Annotated in this window: 13 protein-coding genes; 6 read left to right on the top strand and 7 right to left on the bottom strand. The window is 61.1% G+C overall.

All coding sequences use genetic code 11. The features are described 5' to 3' along the window. Positions 1–46: 46 nt before the first annotated feature. The gene (locus CYA_RS00245; protein WP_011428975.1) at positions 47–1,159 is read left to right on the top strand and encodes an ABC transporter permease; all 1,113 of its coding nucleotides are present in this window, start codon (positions 47–49) and stop codon (positions 1,157–1,159) included. Between the two features lie 54 nt (positions 1,160–1,213). Here CYA_RS00245 and CYA_RS00240 read toward each other — a convergent pair whose 3' ends face one another. Beyond that, positions 1,214–2,143, bottom strand: coding sequence for a hypothetical protein (locus tag CYA_RS00240; protein ID WP_011428974.1), 930 nt, complete (start codon positions 2,141–2,143; stop codon positions 1,214–1,216). 337 nt (positions 2,144–2,480) lie between these two features. On the opposite strand from CYA_RS00240, the gene CYA_RS00235 reads away from it, so the two are divergent. Further along, a complete protein-coding gene (locus tag CYA_RS00235; protein WP_011428973.1) occupies positions 2,481–3,038 on the top strand; it encodes a hypothetical protein in 558 nt (185 codons plus the stop codon). A 183-nt stretch (positions 3,039–3,221) separates the two neighbouring features. Here the strand turns inward: CYA_RS00235 and CYA_RS00230 are convergent, their stop codons facing one another. Further along, a complete protein-coding gene (locus tag CYA_RS00230) occupies positions 3,222–4,169 on the bottom strand; it encodes a hypothetical protein (RefSeq protein WP_228375382.1) in 948 nt (315 codons plus the stop codon). 155 nt (positions 4,170–4,324) lie between these two features. Here CYA_RS00230 and CYA_RS00225 point away from each other — a divergent pair, with 155 nt between their 5' ends. Both CYA_RS00225 and mnmA read left to right on the top strand, forming a co-directional pair. Continuing rightward, positions 4,325–5,062 (top strand): HEAT repeat domain-containing protein, encoded by a 738-nt coding sequence (locus CYA_RS00225; RefSeq protein ID WP_049749694.1) that lies wholly within the window; start codon positions 4,325–4,327, stop codon positions 5,060–5,062. A 98-nt stretch (positions 5,063–5,160) separates the two neighbouring features. Next, positions 5,161–6,273, top strand: coding sequence for a tRNA 2-thiouridine(34) synthase MnmA (gene mnmA, locus CYA_RS00220; RefSeq protein ID WP_011428970.1), 1,113 nt, complete (start codon positions 5,161–5,163; stop codon positions 6,271–6,273). A gap of 58 nt (positions 6,274–6,331) precedes the next feature. On the opposite strand, the gene CYA_RS00215 is transcribed toward mnmA, so the two are convergent. The 4 genes from CYA_RS00215 to CYA_RS00200 all read right to left on the bottom strand — a co-directional run bounded on the left by CYA_RS00215 (position 6,332) and on the right by CYA_RS00200 (position 11,467). Then, positions 6,332–7,126 (bottom strand): glycerophosphoryl diester phosphodiesterase membrane domain-containing protein, encoded by a 795-nt coding sequence (locus CYA_RS00215; RefSeq protein WP_011428969.1) that lies wholly within the window; start codon positions 7,124–7,126, stop codon positions 6,332–6,334. Positions 7,127–7,251: 125 nt separating this feature from the next. After that, a complete protein-coding gene (locus CYA_RS00210) occupies positions 7,252–7,965 on the bottom strand; it encodes a hypothetical protein (RefSeq protein WP_148203168.1) in 714 nt (237 codons plus the stop codon). Positions 7,966–8,010: 45 nt separating this feature from the next. Next, on the bottom strand, positions 8,011–9,309 hold the full coding sequence (locus CYA_RS00205; RefSeq protein WP_011428967.1) for an NAD(P)/FAD-dependent oxidoreductase: 1,299 nt from the start codon (positions 9,307–9,309) through the stop codon (positions 8,011–8,013). Positions 9,310–9,358: 49 nt separating this feature from the next. Next, entirely contained in the window at positions 9,359–11,467 is a 2,109-nt protein-coding gene (locus CYA_RS00200; RefSeq protein WP_011428966.1) for a WD40 repeat domain-containing serine/threonine-protein kinase, read from the bottom strand. A gap of 349 nt (positions 11,468–11,816) precedes the next feature. Between CYA_RS00200 and CYA_RS00195 the strand changes: the two genes are divergently transcribed. Continuing rightward, complete coding sequence (locus CYA_RS00195; protein ID WP_071813485.1) at positions 11,817–12,170, top strand: DUF6464 family protein; 354 nt, start codon at positions 11,817–11,819, stop codon at positions 12,168–12,170. On the opposite strand, the gene CYA_RS00190 is transcribed toward CYA_RS00195, so the two are convergent. Continuing rightward, on the bottom strand, positions 12,167–13,621 hold the full coding sequence (locus tag CYA_RS00190) for a BCD family MFS transporter (protein WP_011428964.1): 1,455 nt from the start codon (positions 13,619–13,621) through the stop codon (positions 12,167–12,169). The two genes, CYA_RS00195 and CYA_RS00190, sit on opposite strands and share 4 nt — an antisense overlap. Positions 13,622–14,003: 382 nt before the next feature. Between CYA_RS00190 and CYA_RS00185 the strand changes: the two genes are divergently transcribed. Next, complete coding sequence (locus CYA_RS00185; RefSeq protein ID WP_011428963.1) at positions 14,004–15,470, top strand: hypothetical protein; 1,467 nt, start codon at positions 14,004–14,006, stop codon at positions 15,468–15,470. Positions 15,471–15,554 lie beyond the last annotated feature (84 nt).

The raw sequence follows: 15,554 nt of genomic DNA, 5'->3' as shown, positions 1-15,554 counted from the left end.
GCGGTATCGCTACCCTGAAAGCTCGCCCAACCGGGATCCTGGCCTCATGCAGTGGTGGAAACGGCTTCGCCAAAATCGCTGGGCTCAAGCAGGAGCCTACATCCTCCTCGTTTTCTATACTTGCGCCATTTTTGCCGAGTTTGTCGCCCCCTACAGCCCGCTGGAATCGCAGCCGGGGGGATCCCTTCTGCCCCCCACCGCCATTCACTTTTGGGACGAGTCGGGGGCTTGGCTGGGACCCCACGTTTATCCAACTCGCCAGGGGCCGGTGGATCTGGAAACGGGCGAACGTCCGCTTTTGGTGGATACCAGCCGTCCCGCCGGGATCCGCCTGTTTGTGGCCGGCACCCCTTACCGTTGGTTGGGTTTGATCCCCTGGGATCGACACCTATTCGGCACTGTCCCTCTGCGGACGGAGGAAGGGCTGCCCGTAGCGCGGCTACACCTGCTGGGCACGGACGATCAAGGTCGCGACTACTTCAGCCGTCTGGTCTACGGTGGGCGCGTCAGCCTGTTCGTTGGCCTGGTGGGCATCGGCATCTCTTTTCCCATCGGTCTGCTGGTGGGGGCCATATCCGGCTACTTCGGCGGCTGGGTGGATACGCTGCTGATGCGGCTGACTGAGGTGTTGATGTCGATCCCGACGCTGTATTTGCTGGTGTCGTTGGCGGCGGTGTTGCAGGTGAACCCGCTGACCGGTGTGCCCTTCAGCAATGCCGAGCGCTTTTTGGTGATTGTGGCCATCCTCTCTTTGGTGGGTTGGGCGGGCTTGGCCAGGGTGATTCGGGGGCAGGTGCTGTCCTTGCGGGAGCGAGACTTTGTGCAGGCGGCGCGGGTGGCCGGGGCCGGATCCCTGTATCTGCTGGTGCGCCATATCCTGCCCCAGACCACCACCTACGTGGTGATCTCGGCAACCTTGGCGGTGCCCGGCTATATCGTGGCAGAGTCGGTGCTGAGCTTGATCGGCCTGGGGATCCAACAGCCGGATGCCTCGTGGGGGAACATGCTGTCGCTGGCCACCAACGCTTCGGTAATCATTCTGCAGCCCTGGCTGGTGCTGGCCCCCACCCTGATGGTGGTGCTCACCTCCCTGTCTTTTAACTTGCTGGGAGATGGCCTGCGAGATGCCCTCGACCCGCGGGATCCTGATCCTCGCTGAGGAGAAGTTGCTTCCTGGTTTGCCGGCTGTAGAGGCAATGGGGCGGCCTGCCGTTCACCGTTTCCCGTCGGGATAGAGCCGGTTGAGCCCCTTGCGAGCCTTGGCATGGACGTCCAGGGTGGTATCCATCTTCAGGATCTGGCGGTAGACTTGCTCGGCCCGGGCGATTTCCCCCTCCTGCTCCAACTTCTCGGCCAGCTTGAGCAAACTTTGGGCCGAGGGATCCGCCAAAGAGCCCTGCTCCTGCAGTTGCCGCAGCTCTTCCAGGCGCTCTTGCACCATCGGTCGCAACAGCCAGGAATCGTCCAGATCCAACACTTCTCGGTAGTAGCGCTGGGCCTCTTTGAAGTTCTTTTGCTCGTCGTAGGCTTCCGCCAGTTGCAAAGCCAGCTCCGCCGTGGGCCGATCCTTAAACTGGCGATGCAGTTGGTTCAGCCGCCGCAGGAAGGGGGATCCCTGCTGCGGGTTTTTCAAATCCGGCGCGTGTTGAACCGGCAAATAGTTACTCCTCTCCGCCGATTGTTGAGGGGAAGGGGCAGGCTCCGCGGCCTGAGGTCGAAGGGGCGTTTGCCGGCTGATGCTTTTGGGGTCAATGGGGGTGGGCTTGTAAACCCAAACCGGCTGATCCGAAGAGGATGCCGGTGGGGTTGGGTGTGGGATCGGCTGCGGCAAGGGAATGGTCTTGCGATCCGGCGGTTCAGGAGATGGCTGCTTCAGCTCCTCAAGGGTGCTGGGAGGTTTGGGGGCCTGAAATTGAATCGCTTTGGGAGTCTCCCTGCGCTCTTGGGCCAATTCTCGGTACAGAGCGGCCAATTGCAGGTACCCCGCTTCTTCATAGGCGGTGGCCAGCCAACGGGCATTCTCTGGGCTGGGATCCGCACGATAAGCCCGCCGGAGCAACTGCAAAGCAGTGCCGTAGTTGCGCTCTCGAATGGCTGCCCGTCCCAAACTCGCTGAGCTGACCCCGATGGTATCGCTAGCCATAGTCCCCCATCTGTCTTGGCGCCGACAATAGAGCTAAGAGTCAAGGCTGAGCTGCTGATAATTCATGTTTTCCAAGCCAGCCACGTGGGTTGACGCTTGCTTAATATAACTGGATTCCTTGGCCATAGCATACCCTCACCAGCCGGGATGTTATCTGCTCGGACAGCTCCCTCTTGTTGAGATCTCTCGCTTTATATCAATTCAATGTCGATATTGAGGGTGGGATTGGATTGAGATCTGGATGCCAAGTTAACTTTCGGGCTAACTTGTAGTCAGAGCTTCAGCAGCAACAGGTTCTGACGCCAACATGATCCAAGACTTTCGAGAGCGGTACCCTATGGGCAGTTTGCTCACCGATCTGTTGCGGGTGGAAGAAGGGATCTACATCGTCAAAGCCCAGGTGGTGGTCAACAACACGGTTCTGGGCAGTGGTATTGCCGGCTCCAACACAGTAGAAGAAGCAGAAGATGCTGCGCTGAAGCGCGCTTTAAACCACGCAGGATTCGGTCATTCCACAACTTCCCTGAGCTTGGGGGTGGATTCTGCTGCCGCCAGGATGCCCTACCTGCCCACTCCTGACTTGGCCAATGGGCGCACCCACTCTTCTGCTGCCCCTCAAGCTCCTGAGTCGATAGGGATCCCGGCGAAGCCGACTTCCCCAGAGTTGCCCAATCTGAGCGAGCCAGGGGCCTATGGAGATGATTTATCCGACATCATTGCTCAAACAGATGTCGAGATGCAGCGTATTGGCTGGGGCCGCAAGGAAGGACAAGAGTTCTTGGAGCGTCGCTTCCAAAAAAAGTCGCGCCACCAACTAAATGAGGCCGAACTGCGGGAGTTCTTGCGCTATTTAAAACAGCAGCCGTCCCGCCTCAACAGCGAGCCCCGTTTTTGACTTTTCCAGACTCCCTCGCTCCCGGCCCCTCTCCCAGAGGGAGTCCCCCCTCACCCCCAGCCCCTCTCCCAGAGGGAGAGGGGAGTTAGACTTGACCTTGGAAAAATCCCTTGCCCAAAGACAGGAGACTGCATCAAACCGCCAGTCTCTCTGGTGTCTCGTTGTGGTCTGGAATAGCCACGGCTAGGGCGCACCCACGATCACAGTGGTGTCTTGCATTGTCTTCACGACGGTCTCGCCTCCTTCCGAGAGCACAACCCGTCGCTCCGGCACCGACACTCCGGCCACCCTGGCAGTTTGGTAGTTTTGCCCGGCCTGCACCACAGAAGGAATGACGCCTGGGCCGGAAACCAAAGCAAAGGATTCGCCACCAATCTGGATCATCCCAGAAACCTGCACGCTGCGGGCAAAGGCCGCCGGGTCACGAGTGGGGGTCGGGAGCGGCGTGGTCACTGCTACGGGCACTTCGCCACCATTGCCGGGCGGCGGCAGCTCCGGCGGCGGAGGTAGAGGTGGCAGGTTAAGGGTTGGCTCAGGGGCACGCACGTTTTGGGGCACAAAGGGATCCGCCCGTCCCGCCCCACTCAAGGCCCGCTGGGTTTCCTGCTCCCGATCCACCGGTGGGATCAGGCTGGAGGCGGCTTGAGTGGTTTGCAAGAGGGAGGGCACAAGCGGGGGCGGAGGTTGGTCGGGGGCAGTCTGGCCAAAACCTGGAGGCAGGCTCGCCGTTTGTTGCCGGGCAAGAGCCTGCATCTGGCTGGCTCCGCGGGCCAGAGTAGCGTTCATATCCTGTTCCCAACGGCCTGAGGCGTTGAGCCGCATAACTACAGGGCTGCTGCCGCCGCGCGACTCCACCCAGATCTCGGCTTCTGTGTCGCTCAGCCGACGGGAGCGGAGGATGCGGGATCCCGGGGGCAAGAGGGGCTGCAGCGCCAGCTCCGCTTCGGGAACCGCTTGTTCGTTGGCCAACGCAGAAGACAAACGAGGGGACAAGCAGACCAGGCCCCCTGCCGACAACAAGAGGATCCCAAGTGAGAACAGTTGGCGAGCAGGTAGAGATTTCAGCATAGAGACCACCGGGAGAGAGCCTCGCATCACCAAAATAGCCAAAATCTTGGGGATGGGGCTCAATCGAGCTGCTTTTTTCGACAACAATGCTAGGATTTCCAATCAAAGCCTCAGCCCCTGTCAATAGAGATCCCGACCGGCGTAGGCAAAGCCGGCCCCTATCTGAGCGCAGCCCAATTTGCCATAATGAAGAGAGACTGTAAAAATTTGTTAACGCCATGACTGTCTCTGCTTTGGATCCTGTCAACCCCGCTCGTCTGGAGGAGATTGCCGAGCGGCTGCGCAGCCCGCGCCCTGCGGATCGCATGGTGGCCTTGGCGCAATTGCGGGATGTGCCGGCAGAAGAGGCGGTGCCGCTGATTTTGCAGGTCATCGACGACGAAAACCTGCAGGTGCGCTCTTTTGCCGTGTTTGCCTTGGGGATCAAGCAGACGGACGCCTGTTTGCCCAAGCTGCTGGAGATTCTCACCCAAGACCCGGACTACGGCATTCGCGCCGATGCGGCAGGCGCCCTGGGCTACTTGGAAGATCCGCGGGCTTTTGAGGCGCTGGTGCGTGCTTTTTATGAAGATGTGGAGTGGCTGGTGCGCTTCAGCGCCGCCGTGGCCCTGGGCAACCTGAAGGATCCCCGAGCCTACGACGTATTGCTGCGGGCGTTGGAGGGGCCGGAAGAGCTGCTGCAGCAGGCGGCCATTGCTGCTCTGGGAGAACTGGGGGATTTGCGGGCGTTGGATCACATCCTGCGGTTTGCCCAGTCGGAAGATTGGCTGGTGCGGCAGCGGCTGGCCCAGGCCTTGGGAAATCTGCCTTCGCCCAAGAGCGTTTCCGCCCTCAACTATCTGGCCAAAGATCCCCACGATAGCGTTGCCGCGGCGGCTTTGGATTCGCTGCGGCGGCTGCGCCAAAGGGGCTTCCCGGAACCGGGATCCCGGCCAGCCGATTCAGAAGCAAGCTAAGCTGAAGATCTGGGTTCGGCCTGATGTAGGGACGGGGTTCTCGGAGGGCTCCGTCGAGGATTTGCCGGCCTTTGGTTTTCCTGATCCTCTGCTCTGCGATGGCTACCAGCCCCTATCCTCTCGTTGCTCCAGAAATAGCCGGCTCCCCCTCTCGGCCTCGCATTGTGGCGGCTCTCTCTGGGGGGGTAGACAGCTCCACGGTGGCGGCCATTCTCCACGAACAGGGCTATGCCGTGGAGGGGGTGACTCTCTGGCTGATGCGGGGGAAAGGCCAGTGCTGCACCGACGGCCTGGTGGACGCCGCCGCCATCTGTGAGCAATTGGGGATCCCCCACCATATTGTGGATAGCCGCGAGCTGTTCCAAGCCAACATTGTCGATTACCTGGTGGCCGGCTATGCGGACGGGATCACACCGCTGCCCTGCTCGCAATGCAACAAGCTGGTGAAGTTTGGTCCCTTGCTAACCTATGCCCGCGAGACCCTGGGCATCTCTCAGATTGCCACCGGCCACTACGCGCGGGTACGTTTCAACAGCGAGCTGGGGCGATATCAACTGCTGCGGGCGGTGGATCGGCAGAAGGATCAGTCTTATTTTCTCTACGACCTCAGCCAAGAGCACCTGGCCCACAGCCTCTTCCCCTTGGGCAACTACACCAAGGCCCAAACCCGCCAGATTGCCGCGCGCTACGGCTTGGTTACGGCAAATAAGCCCGAAAGCCAGGATCTGTGCTTGATCGAGACCTACGGCTCGATGCGCAACTTTTTGGATCAGCACCTGGGTCAAAGGCCGGGGGAAATTGTCGATACCCAGGGGCGCGTGCTGGGATCCCATCAGGGCATTCACCACTACACTGTTGGCCAGCGCAAGGGGCTGGGCATTGCCTCTTCCCGCCCGCTCTATGTAGTGCGCATCGATGCGGCCATGAACCGCGTGGTGGTGGGGGAACGGGAAGAAGCCACCCAAGCCGAGGCCTGGGTGCGGCAGGTGAACTGGGTCTCGACCCCTGCGCCGGACGAGCCCTTAGCGGTAGAAGTGCAGGTGCGCTACCGTACCCCCGCCGTGCCGGCCACCTTGATCCCGGAATCGCCGGAGCGGGTAAAGCTGCAGTTTGCCGAGCCGCAGTTTGGGGTCACTCCTGGCCAAGCCGCCGTCTGGTACCACGGGGATCTCCTGCTGGGGGGAGGGATCCTGGAGCGCCCTTCTCCCTAGGCCAACTGCAACTTCCCTCTCGCCAGGGGGGAAGGATTGGGGGTGAGGGCAAGCCAAACTACGCTGCTTGCGCTTGCAGCTGCTGCAGGGATCGGAACAGGAGCACCGTGTAGACATTGAAGATAGGCGTGACTGCCGTGAAAGCGGCAAACCCGACCACAACTGCTAAGAGAGCTACCACAGGCGCCCAAACCAGAAGCGCAAGTCCTATGATGTCGGTATTACCCCCAGTTACAACTGCAGCTAGGGTAGCTCCCAAGATCGCCACAACAAAAGGCAAAAGCAGGATTGAGATGCCGAAGATCAAAACCACGACCAGGAATGCCCAAAACACCCCCCACCAACGGCCCCTGACCAGGTTCCAACTGTAGCCCAACCCTTCTGTGGCACCCTTGTCCTCCAGGGCAATTGCGCAGAGGGTGAAAGCTAGCCTTACCCGGCAATAGATGCCGGGAAACACAAACAGCTGCATCCCTAGTGAGGAAATCAGATTCACCAGGAGGCTGCCGAATATCAGAGGCACTGCCTTAGAGAAAGCCTGATCCAAGCTATTGCCCAGCAAGGGAGTTCGCTGCTTCAAGTGCTGATCCACCAGCCAAAAGGCTGCTCCTGTCAAGATGGGCGCGCCGACTAGGACATAGGCCAGGAGGAGCAAGGAGAGGATCATCCCGAGGGAAGGTGAGGTCAGACCTACAACGAAGAACGCGATATGGCTAGAAGAGGTCAGGATCAGCAGCGGCCAGTAGATGGGACCTACCAACTCAAACGACCGCCGCAAGAGCAGAATCGGGCTAAGGGTGGCGCTTTGCATGGCAGAGGGATCCTCGTGGGCAGCCCAGTCCACCCCCTTCATACCACGGGATCTCACCTAGGACATCTTGGGTTGAGCCGAAATCCCAAAAAGGGATCCCTTCTCATCTCAAAGCTAGGCACGGGGAGCACCCTTTTTGCTATCCCCAATGGGGGCAAAAGCGGAAACTAGGAGGCTGCTTGCCCCTTCAATCGTTGCAGGGATCGGAACAGGAGAACCACATAGACCCAGAAGATGGGCATAACGGCTGTGGCAGCAGCAGCCGCAACCATTCTCACCCCAAAGTCGCCAACATCAGCCACAACTATGACAAATCCAACTATCAATACACCCGCAAAACCAAGAATCAAGCCCAGGACCAGAAGGGCCCAAAACACGCCCCACCAACGACCTTTGACGAGATTCCAACTGTAGCGCAGCCCTCCTGTAGTTCCTTGATTTTCTAGAGCAATGGCACAAGGTGTGAGGGCCAGCTTAACCCCTACATAAATGCCTGGAATGATCAGAAAGATGGAGGCAAGGCAAGAGAGGAGTGCTGCTAAGAGGGTGCTCAGAACTAGAGGCACTGCCTTCGAGACCGCTCGGTTGAGGCTGTTGCCCAGCAGGGGAGCTTGCCGCTTCAGGTGCTGATCCACTAGCCACAAGGCTGCTCCGCCTAGGATCGGTGCAACAATGCCATAGGCCGGTCGGAGGATGTCCCCGAGAAGTGGGGTCAGCTCCGTGACGATGGCCAGGATAAAGCCTGGAGAGGCCAGGATCAGCAGCGGCCAGTAGATGGGACCTACCAACTCAAACGACCGCCGCAGGAGCGGGATTGGGCTAAGGGTGGCGTTTTGCATGGCGGAGGGATCCCTGTGGGCGATTAAGTCCACCCCCTTCATACCACGGGATCCCAGCTTTGGTTCCGGGAGTAGAGTTAAGAAAGTCTACAAGGCCGATTTTTGGAGAATCCACGCCGCTGCCTGTTCGCCGCTGCGCAGGGATCCCTCGATGCTGCTCTGGTGAGTGTACTCTCCAGCCCAGAGAAGGCCTGGCAGGCCGCTATGGGTGGGAACCAAATGCTGCTGGAAGCCAGGCGGCTGCACAAACTGGGCAAAAGGGATGCGATACACCCGCAGCAGGCGCAACTGTTTCAAGGGGGCTTTGGGAAAATAGACCTGCAGCTCGGCCCGGCAGGCTTGGGCCAGCTCTTCATCGCCCAGAGGGGGATTTCCCAGCACCGTCACCGAATAGAGGTGCTGGCCAGCAGGAGCCAGCGCCGGGCTGAGGTGGGTGAGCTGCACCCAGTGGTTGATCCAGCCTTGGCCGCCGGCGTTGAGGTACAGATAAGGGCCGCGAGTTAGGGAAAAGGGGGCGCAGAAGTAAAGGCAGGTCACCGCTCGTCCCTGGGTGGGGATGGGTACAGCGGCGTGGGGGCAGAGCTCCGCTTGCCAGGCCCGCGCTTGAGGAGCATCGGTGGCGCAGACCACCCACTCGGCAGGGATCTCCTCGCCGTCGGCGGTGCGGATCCCGCGCACTTTTCCCTCTTGGACCAGGATGCGCTCCACCGGGGTTTGGTAGCGGATCTGCTCTGGGGCAAGGTGGCCGGCCAGTTGGCGGGCCAGTTCTCCCATACCCAAGGCCGGGGTGACGATGGCTCCCTCGGCCATCATCTTGAAATAGAAGGCCAAGAGGCGGGCGCTGCTGGCCAGCTCCGGATCCAAAAGAATGCCGCGGAAAAAGGGGTAGAAAAAGTGCTGGCAGATCTTGGCGGAGAACCCGTACCTTTCCAGAAACTCCCGCACCGAACAATCGGATCCCCCCAGTCCTTCTTGGAAAACCTGCTCCGGGGTGCGCCGCGCCAGCTCTGCCCGCAACTGCAGCACCTTGAGCTTGTCGCCAAAGCTGGCCAAGGGGTTGAGCAGGGAAGGAAAGATACTGGACAGATCCCGCAGGGGATCTCCCAACAGCCAGCAGCGACCGGGTTGGGCCAACATGGCTCCCGGACGGTAGGGGCGGGGATCGAGCTGGCTCAGATCCAGATGCCGCCGCACCTGGGGATAGGCCGTAAACAGCACCTGAAAGCCGCGATCCAAACGAAAGTCTTCCACCGCGTCGGTGCGCACCCGCCCGCCGGGGCTGTCGCTTTTCTCTAGGACCAGAACATCCCTTTGGCCCGCTTGGGCCAGCACCTTGGCGCAGGTCAAGCCGGCCAGCCCCGCCCCGATAATGACTACTCTGCCCATGCTCTGCCGGGATCCCTCCTCCGTCGAGTATTCTACCTGGCTTGATTCCTCAAGGCTGAGTCCCCTTCTCCGCTTCAGAGGCGGGATGTTCTGGCCCCCAGATGCGAATGGCGCCATCGGCGCCGCCGCTGAGAAGGGTCTGACCATCGGGGCCGAACAGCAGAGCGCTCACCATCCAGGTCTGGCCGCCCAGAGTGCGCAACTCTTTGCCGCTGCGCAGATCCCAGAGTTTGATCTGCTGGGCGCGGTGATCGGTGCTGCTGGCCAGCAAGCGACCATCGGGGCTGAGGGCAAGGGTGGCCAAGCCGGATAAGGGCTGGGGCAGGGTGCGCTCCCGGGATCCCGTGCCCACGTTCCAGATCCAGATGCCGGAAGCGCTGGCGGCGAGCAAGTGGCGGCCATCGGGGCTGAGGAGCACCTGCTCGATGGGGTAGTCGGCTTCGAGGGTTTTCAGCAACGCTCCACTCCTGGGATCCCAGAGATAGACGGCGGGATTCCCATTGGCAGCCACCAGGATCCAGGGCGAGCTCCCTTCTTCCGCCAACCCAGAGGGAGCAAAGGCCACTGCCGTAATGCCTGCCCCTTGGGTAACCGGGTAGGCGGCGCTGTCGATGGTGCGCACCAACTGGCCGTCCTCGGCTTGCCAAAGGCGGATGGTGCGGTCGGCGCTGCCGCTGGCGATCCAACGGCCATCGGGGCTGATGGCGACGCTGTTGATCAAGTCGGTGTGTCCTTGCAATTGCAGCCGTGGCACCCCCTCCCCCGACCGCAGGGCGGGATCCCCTAGAGCAGCCAGATCCCAGACCCGCACCGTCTTGTCTGCCCCTCCACTCACCAAAAAGGTGCCATCCGGGCTGATGGCCAGCGTCTCAATCGAGCCTTCGTGGCCTGTCCAGCTCTGCAGTAGTTGGCCGGCCTGGGGATCCCAAAAGCGGATGACGCCGTCATCCCCCCCGGCAACCAGGAGATTTCCATCCGGGCTGATGGCCAGGGCGGTGATGGCGGCGGGACCTTCCAGCTTGGCCTTGAGCCGTAAGGACTTGGCCCAATCTGCCAAGTCGAGGGCAGGGCTTCCAGTCTTGGAGGGATTGGGCGGCTGCTCTGTGAAGCTGAAGCTGTTGGGCCCAGCGGATCCCAAATTTGCCATTGTTCCCGCGGGCGGGACAGAGTCCCTAGGCACAACTGCCTTCTCTCCCCACCGGCTAAGGTTGGCCGCCAGTTGCCAGGCAGCAACTCCGAACAAAACCAGCAAAGCCGCCAGGCTGCTCCCCGCCCAAAGCGGTGGGATCCAGAAACGCGCCCGCAACGATACGGGAGAGCGCGGCGGCGTAGTCGGCTCCTGCCAGGGATCGACGGCAACAGGGTCGGGCAAGATCTCAGCGCCGGGAGAGACACCTTCTGCCAGAGACAAAGCCTGCAAGGCAGCCAGAGCTGCCGCTGCCGAAGCAAAGCGCTGCCGCGGGTCGCAACCCACCAGGCCATCCAAAAAAGCGGCGAAAGGAGCGCTGGTAGGAGCCAGATCGTGCCAGCGCAGCTCTCCCGTCAACGGATCGCGAAACAGCTTGTGGGTCGGGATCCCTGAGAGGGCTTGCAAGGCGAGGAGGCCCAAGGCATCGAGGTCGCCGCCAGCAGAGGAAGCCTCCAATCCAGAACCGGCAGAGGCCATAGCTTGGCCCAAGCCCAATACCATCCAACGGCCATCGGACTGTCGGCAGAGCAAGCAAGAGGGCCGCAAATTGCCGTGGCTCACCCCCTCACCCTGCAGAAAGGCTAGAGTCTGCAACACATCTTGCAAAAAGGCCCGCACCTCCACCTCTGACCAAAGCTGCCCTTGCTCCGTGGTCTGGCGCAGGGCCTGTTCCAGTGTCTGCCCCTGGATCCACTCTTCCACCCAGTAAAAGCCCCCTTCCTCCTCAAAATAGGCCAGCAGGCGCGGGATAGCGTCATGGGATCCCAGGCGTTCCCGCAGCGCCATTGCCTGTTGAAATCGCTGCCGGGCAGCAGAGGGCTCTTCCCCCTTGGGAGAGCGAGGTTGCCAACGCCTGATCACCACCCAGCTCTGTTCGGGGCAATGGCCATCTTGGGCCAGGTAGGTTTGCCCGCTGGATCCCAGTTCTTCTAGGATCTGATAGCGGCCAGCCAAGGTTTGCCCTACCATAAGGACTCCGGTCGCTCCAGGCAGATGTGGCTCACCCGTGGCCTATCCTCGGCCAGGCTACCAATTTTTGCTTCTGACCCATCATGCCACAGTGAGAAAACAGGGTCTAAGGTAACCCCCTCGGCAAGAGATGAGGTTTCTGGCTACTCGAGGCGGGAGAGATGGAGGTGACCTCCCTTCGGAAGAAGGAGATCTAGATCAGGCGCGAGAACCTAGGACTCAACCCTCCCACCCAATTGGCGGCCCGCCCAAGGAAAATCCTCTACACTAAATAGAGCGAGTACAGGCAAAACCGCGTCCATCCTATTGTTTGCCGGTCTGTTCTCCAGGCTGGCCTCCCTGGCACCTTATGTCTTCTGTCAACCCGGCCTTGCCCATTCAGTGGATCGATGCGGATTCGGGAGAGGTGGTGGAGGAATGCCCCTGGGAGAGCAGCCCCCATCCGGGTACCTACATCCAACTGGCCGAGCAGCACTACCTAATTTTGGAAAAGCGTCATTCCTACCAATTGCGGCAGGGCAAGTATCACCTCTGCGGCATCCGCGCCCTCATTCGCCCGGTGAGCCCACCTCCCGAAGCAGGCCAGTTTCTGGGGGATCCCTCCTGCCGCTTCAACGCCCGCTCGCCCCTGTTGCGCTGCGCCGTCAACCCCAGCGGGCCCTGCCAGGGGTGTCGCCACTACGAGCCGGCCAAAGGGCGTTAGCTTTCCAGCTCCAGCGCCAGCACCTCGGTCAGGGCGCGGTTGGTGTTTTCCCGGAACTCGGCCACGCTCACCCGTCCCAGCAAGTACACCGCCAGCAGCATCACCGCCGCCTCCACCCCAAAGACGGTGGCATAGGCCAGCACCGAGGAAGTGGGGAAGAGGAGCCGCCCCAAATCCAGCAAGGCGCCGCCAATGAGGGTAGAAAGCGCCTGCGACATCGCCTGGGCCAGGCCCCAAGCCCCAATAAAGGTGCCGGCAGTCTCAGCCGCTGTCAAATCCAACATCAAGCTGATGGCGCCGTTGGTGGTGATCCCGGAAGCTAAGCCGAACAGGATCATGCACAGTTGCAGCAGCCGCGGCTCGCCCGTAAACCCTGAGGCAATGGTTAGGCCAAAAGAAAGGGCCACCAGCAAGCAGCCCAGGCGGGTGGTGGTCTGCTTGCCCAACTTGGGCACGATGAAAAATCCGGTCACCACAATTCCCGCCAAAATGCCCAGGCTCCAGAAAGCGTTGAGCTGGGTACTTTGGGATACGGTCATGCCGAACACCTCGCCGCCATAGGGCTCTAGAATCGGCTGCTGGATAAACAGGCCCATGGTCATCAGGGCCAAAAAGCCGAAGAAGATCACGGTTTGGCGGCTGGCGGTGAGCACCTTAATGGCCGTGCCCAGGGTGATCTGGTCTTCCCGACCCACCAAGGTGGAACGGGATCCGTAGCGAGAGTAGCGTTCTTCCACCCCCCAGGTGGCGATCACCCCCAGCAGGATCACCACGGCAGGGATGATGATGAAAAGGCGGTTGATCGTGCTCTGTAAGTTCTCGGCATCCAGGCCGCGCAGCAGCACCGCCGAGCCAATCGCCCCCCCGGCGATGCCCACCATCAGCATCGACCAGACGATCCCCACCAACTGGGAGCGGTTGTGCTCATCGGAAACATCCACCAGCAGCGCCGCAAAGGGCGTGGAGCAGGCGCTCAGACACAGCCCGTAGAGAGCAAACATCAAGGCAGCCAGAGCAATCCAGCCGTAGGTAGCCGGCGACCAGCCGCTGTTGGCAAAGCTCTGCCCCAAGCCCCACACCACCTGCACCGCCAAGAAGATGCACAGGGCAAACAACACCGATCCCAGGCGCACATAGCCGCTGCGGTGCGTCCCCAACAAAGGCTTGGCATCGGAAAGCTGCCCAAACCAGACGCGGGCTGGAGACACCAACTGGTGCATGGCCAGGGATCCCCCCACCACCGTAGCCGGGATGGCCAGCAGCTCCGGGTCGATCATGACCCGGTTGAGCACCCCCAACGTCAGCAGCGACATCATCCCCAAGCCCATCTGAAATAGGCCCAGGCGAAACATAACCAGCAAAGGCAAGGGGGGCGCCGAAGGCTGAGGCTGTGAAGAAAGGGCGGTGGCCGCCGACCCGTTGACCTCAGGATCCCGCTGAATATTGGCCATGACCTGTGATGCTTCATGCAAAAGCCCTACAGCTTTTTATGGTAGCCCAGGCAGCCGGGGATCCCGGAAAAGGTATGGGATTGCCGAAAGCGAAACCGCCGCACCGGCTCTCGGTAACCGAGTTAGGGCCGGAGCATCGTTCCCTGCTAGCCTGTTGCCGCTGGTTTTGGCGGGAGCAAGTCGCAAAATCTTTCCGCGCCGGGGTTTCTCTACTACACTGACAACTGACCTGGTGCCAAGCGAAACGGGCCTTCCTGCCGCTGCGCTCGGCAAGTCAGCATTTGCAGACACAACAAACCCAATCTCGATCCTGTTTGAGACCGAGAAGCTCGTCCATAGCCAGCTTTTGCTCAAGTCGGCGAGGAATTTCTCCGGCAACCCTATGGCTGACGCAGTCCCAGTTCGGCGCTACGACCTGTTTGTGCAAGCCTCGCGGCTGCTGCAGCGTTACCGGCAGTTGACGCCGGAACTGCGTCCAATAGGAGTAGAAGTGGCCCTGGCCATCCAGTACCATCGCGCCCAGGCCGGCTCGGGATCTCTTCTGCCGGCGGTGGGATCCCCTCATGGCCTGCCTCTGCAGCAGGTGGCCCAGCGCATTTGCGACCCGTTTTACAGCAAAGTCCACCCCCTGCTGCCCACCCTGCCGGAGACGGGGGAGCCCTTGGTGTGGCCCCTGTTTAACCAAGGGGAAAACGGCCTTGTCCAACCCCTGGCGCCGAGCAAAGTGGGCGGCAAATTGGCGGAACGGCGCTGGCTTAAGGCTTGCAACAGCCAGGAGGGCATTGGTTGTCATGCTTTGGCCGCCCATCTGTGGCAGGACGAGCGTTTTCTGGCCGAAGACCGGGATCTCTGTCCTTTTCGCCTCTACGACGGGCGCTACCCCTTGAGCGTGGATCAGGGGCGGCAAACCTGTGGCTTCGACGACCACCCCTGTGGCTGGCAGGCGGGACACCCCAAAATGCTGCAGGTGGTGGGCAAGGGCAAACAGGCGGAGATTTTGCTCCCCCACTGGACTGACGCGATGTGGGCCATGCTGATCCCGCCCCATCGCCCCCTGCCCATCTATCCTCTGCTGGTGATGCTCTACTTTGGCCAGGAGACTCTGCAAAAGGGGCGCAGCAGCCTTTCGGTGGAGCAGTTTCGCCTGGATTTTCAGTTCAGCCACTCCCAACTCAAGCTGTTGTTTGACACCCACCCTGAGCACCCTCTCAATCGCCATCTGCTCGCCCTGGCTGCGCAGCCGGAGGTGGAGTGGGGATCCGCCGAGCTCCTGCCTCCTATGCCCCCCCTCTTGCATCACCCTGCTGGGGGCAAGGTGGTTTTGGATCCGGATGAGCCGCCCCAGTTTCGCAGCAGCGGGATCCCTGCCTGTGCCGGGACAGACCCGCTGATGGCAGAGCGCCGCCGTCGCCGTCAGTTGGAGCGCAGCGAACGCCACAACGAGATCTTGCACCACTTTCGCCGCTGGTTCCGCCTGGCTGGGCTGGAGGTGCGGGAAGACCAGCACACGTTTGACTTTCTGGCGGTGGCGGATGGACACCTGCTTTTGGCCGAGGTGAAATTGCTGCACCACAAAGATGCCGCAGAGGCGCTCCAGGAGGTGGTGGGGCAATTATTTTACTACGAGCGCTTTGCCCTCACCCCCTGGATCGAACAGGGCTTCTCCGTTCAGAAAGCCGCCGTTTTCGACGGGCCGCCGCCGGATCCCTACATTCGATTTCTGGAAGACCTGGGCATTGCCACCTACTGGATCAACGAGCAGCAGATGATCGACGGGCCGGAGAGCTCGCTGCGCCTGTTGCGCCAAATGGAGGTGCGGGTGCGGCCGGATCCGGAGTTGGGGGATTAGCCTCTTTTCCGGGCTCTGGCCTAATGGAGAGGGATTCTTAACCACCTCTTTACTCAGGTTCTCCCCTGAGGGTGGTACAGCCTG

The organism is Synechococcus sp. JA-3-3Ab (assembly GCF_000013205.1).
Lineage (GTDB): Bacteria > Cyanobacteriota > Cyanobacteriia > Thermostichales > Thermostichaceae > Thermostichus.
The sequence above is the reverse complement of the archived record's forward strand: the minus strand, read 5'-3'. Positions and strand labels throughout refer to the sequence as shown.

Bases quoted from the DNA above. Each gene is read 5' to 3' on its own strand.
- CYA_RS00245 (WP_011428975.1), top strand. From the start codon at position 47: ATGCAGTGGTGGAAACGGCTTCGCCAAAATCGCTGGGCTCAAGCAGGA.
- CYA_RS00240 (WP_011428974.1), bottom strand. From the start codon at position 2,143: ATGGCTAGCGATACCATCGGGGTCAGCTCAGCGAGTTTGGGACGGGCA.
- CYA_RS00235 (WP_011428973.1), top strand. From the start codon at position 2,481: ATGGGCAGTTTGCTCACCGATCTGTTGCGGGTGGAAGAAGGGATCTAC.
- CYA_RS00225 (WP_049749694.1), top strand. From the start codon at position 4,325: ATGACTGTCTCTGCTTTGGATCCTGTCAACCCCGCTCGTCTGGAGGAG.
- mnmA (WP_011428970.1), top strand. From the start codon at position 5,161: ATGGCTACCAGCCCCTATCCTCTCGTTGCTCCAGAAATAGCCGGCTCC.
- CYA_RS00215 (WP_011428969.1), bottom strand. From the start codon at position 7,126: ATGAAGGGGGTGGACTGGGCTGCCCACGAGGATCCCTCTGCCATGCAA.
- CYA_RS00210 (WP_148203168.1), bottom strand. From the start codon at position 7,965: ATGAAGGGGGTGGACTTAATCGCCCACAGGGATCCCTCCGCCATGCAA.
- CYA_RS00205 (WP_011428967.1), bottom strand. From the start codon at position 9,309: ATGGGCAGAGTAGTCATTATCGGGGCGGGGCTGGCCGGCTTGACCTGC.
- CYA_RS00200 (WP_011428966.1), bottom strand. From the start codon at position 11,467: ATGGTAGGGCAAACCTTGGCTGGCCGCTATCAGATCCTAGAAGAACTG.
- CYA_RS00195 (WP_071813485.1), top strand. From the start codon at position 11,817: ATGTCTTCTGTCAACCCGGCCTTGCCCATTCAGTGGATCGATGCGGAT.
- CYA_RS00190 (WP_011428964.1), bottom strand. From the start codon at position 13,621: ATGGCCAATATTCAGCGGGATCCTGAGGTCAACGGGTCGGCGGCCACC.
- CYA_RS00185 (WP_011428963.1), top strand. From the start codon at position 14,004: ATGGCTGACGCAGTCCCAGTTCGGCGCTACGACCTGTTTGTGCAAGCC.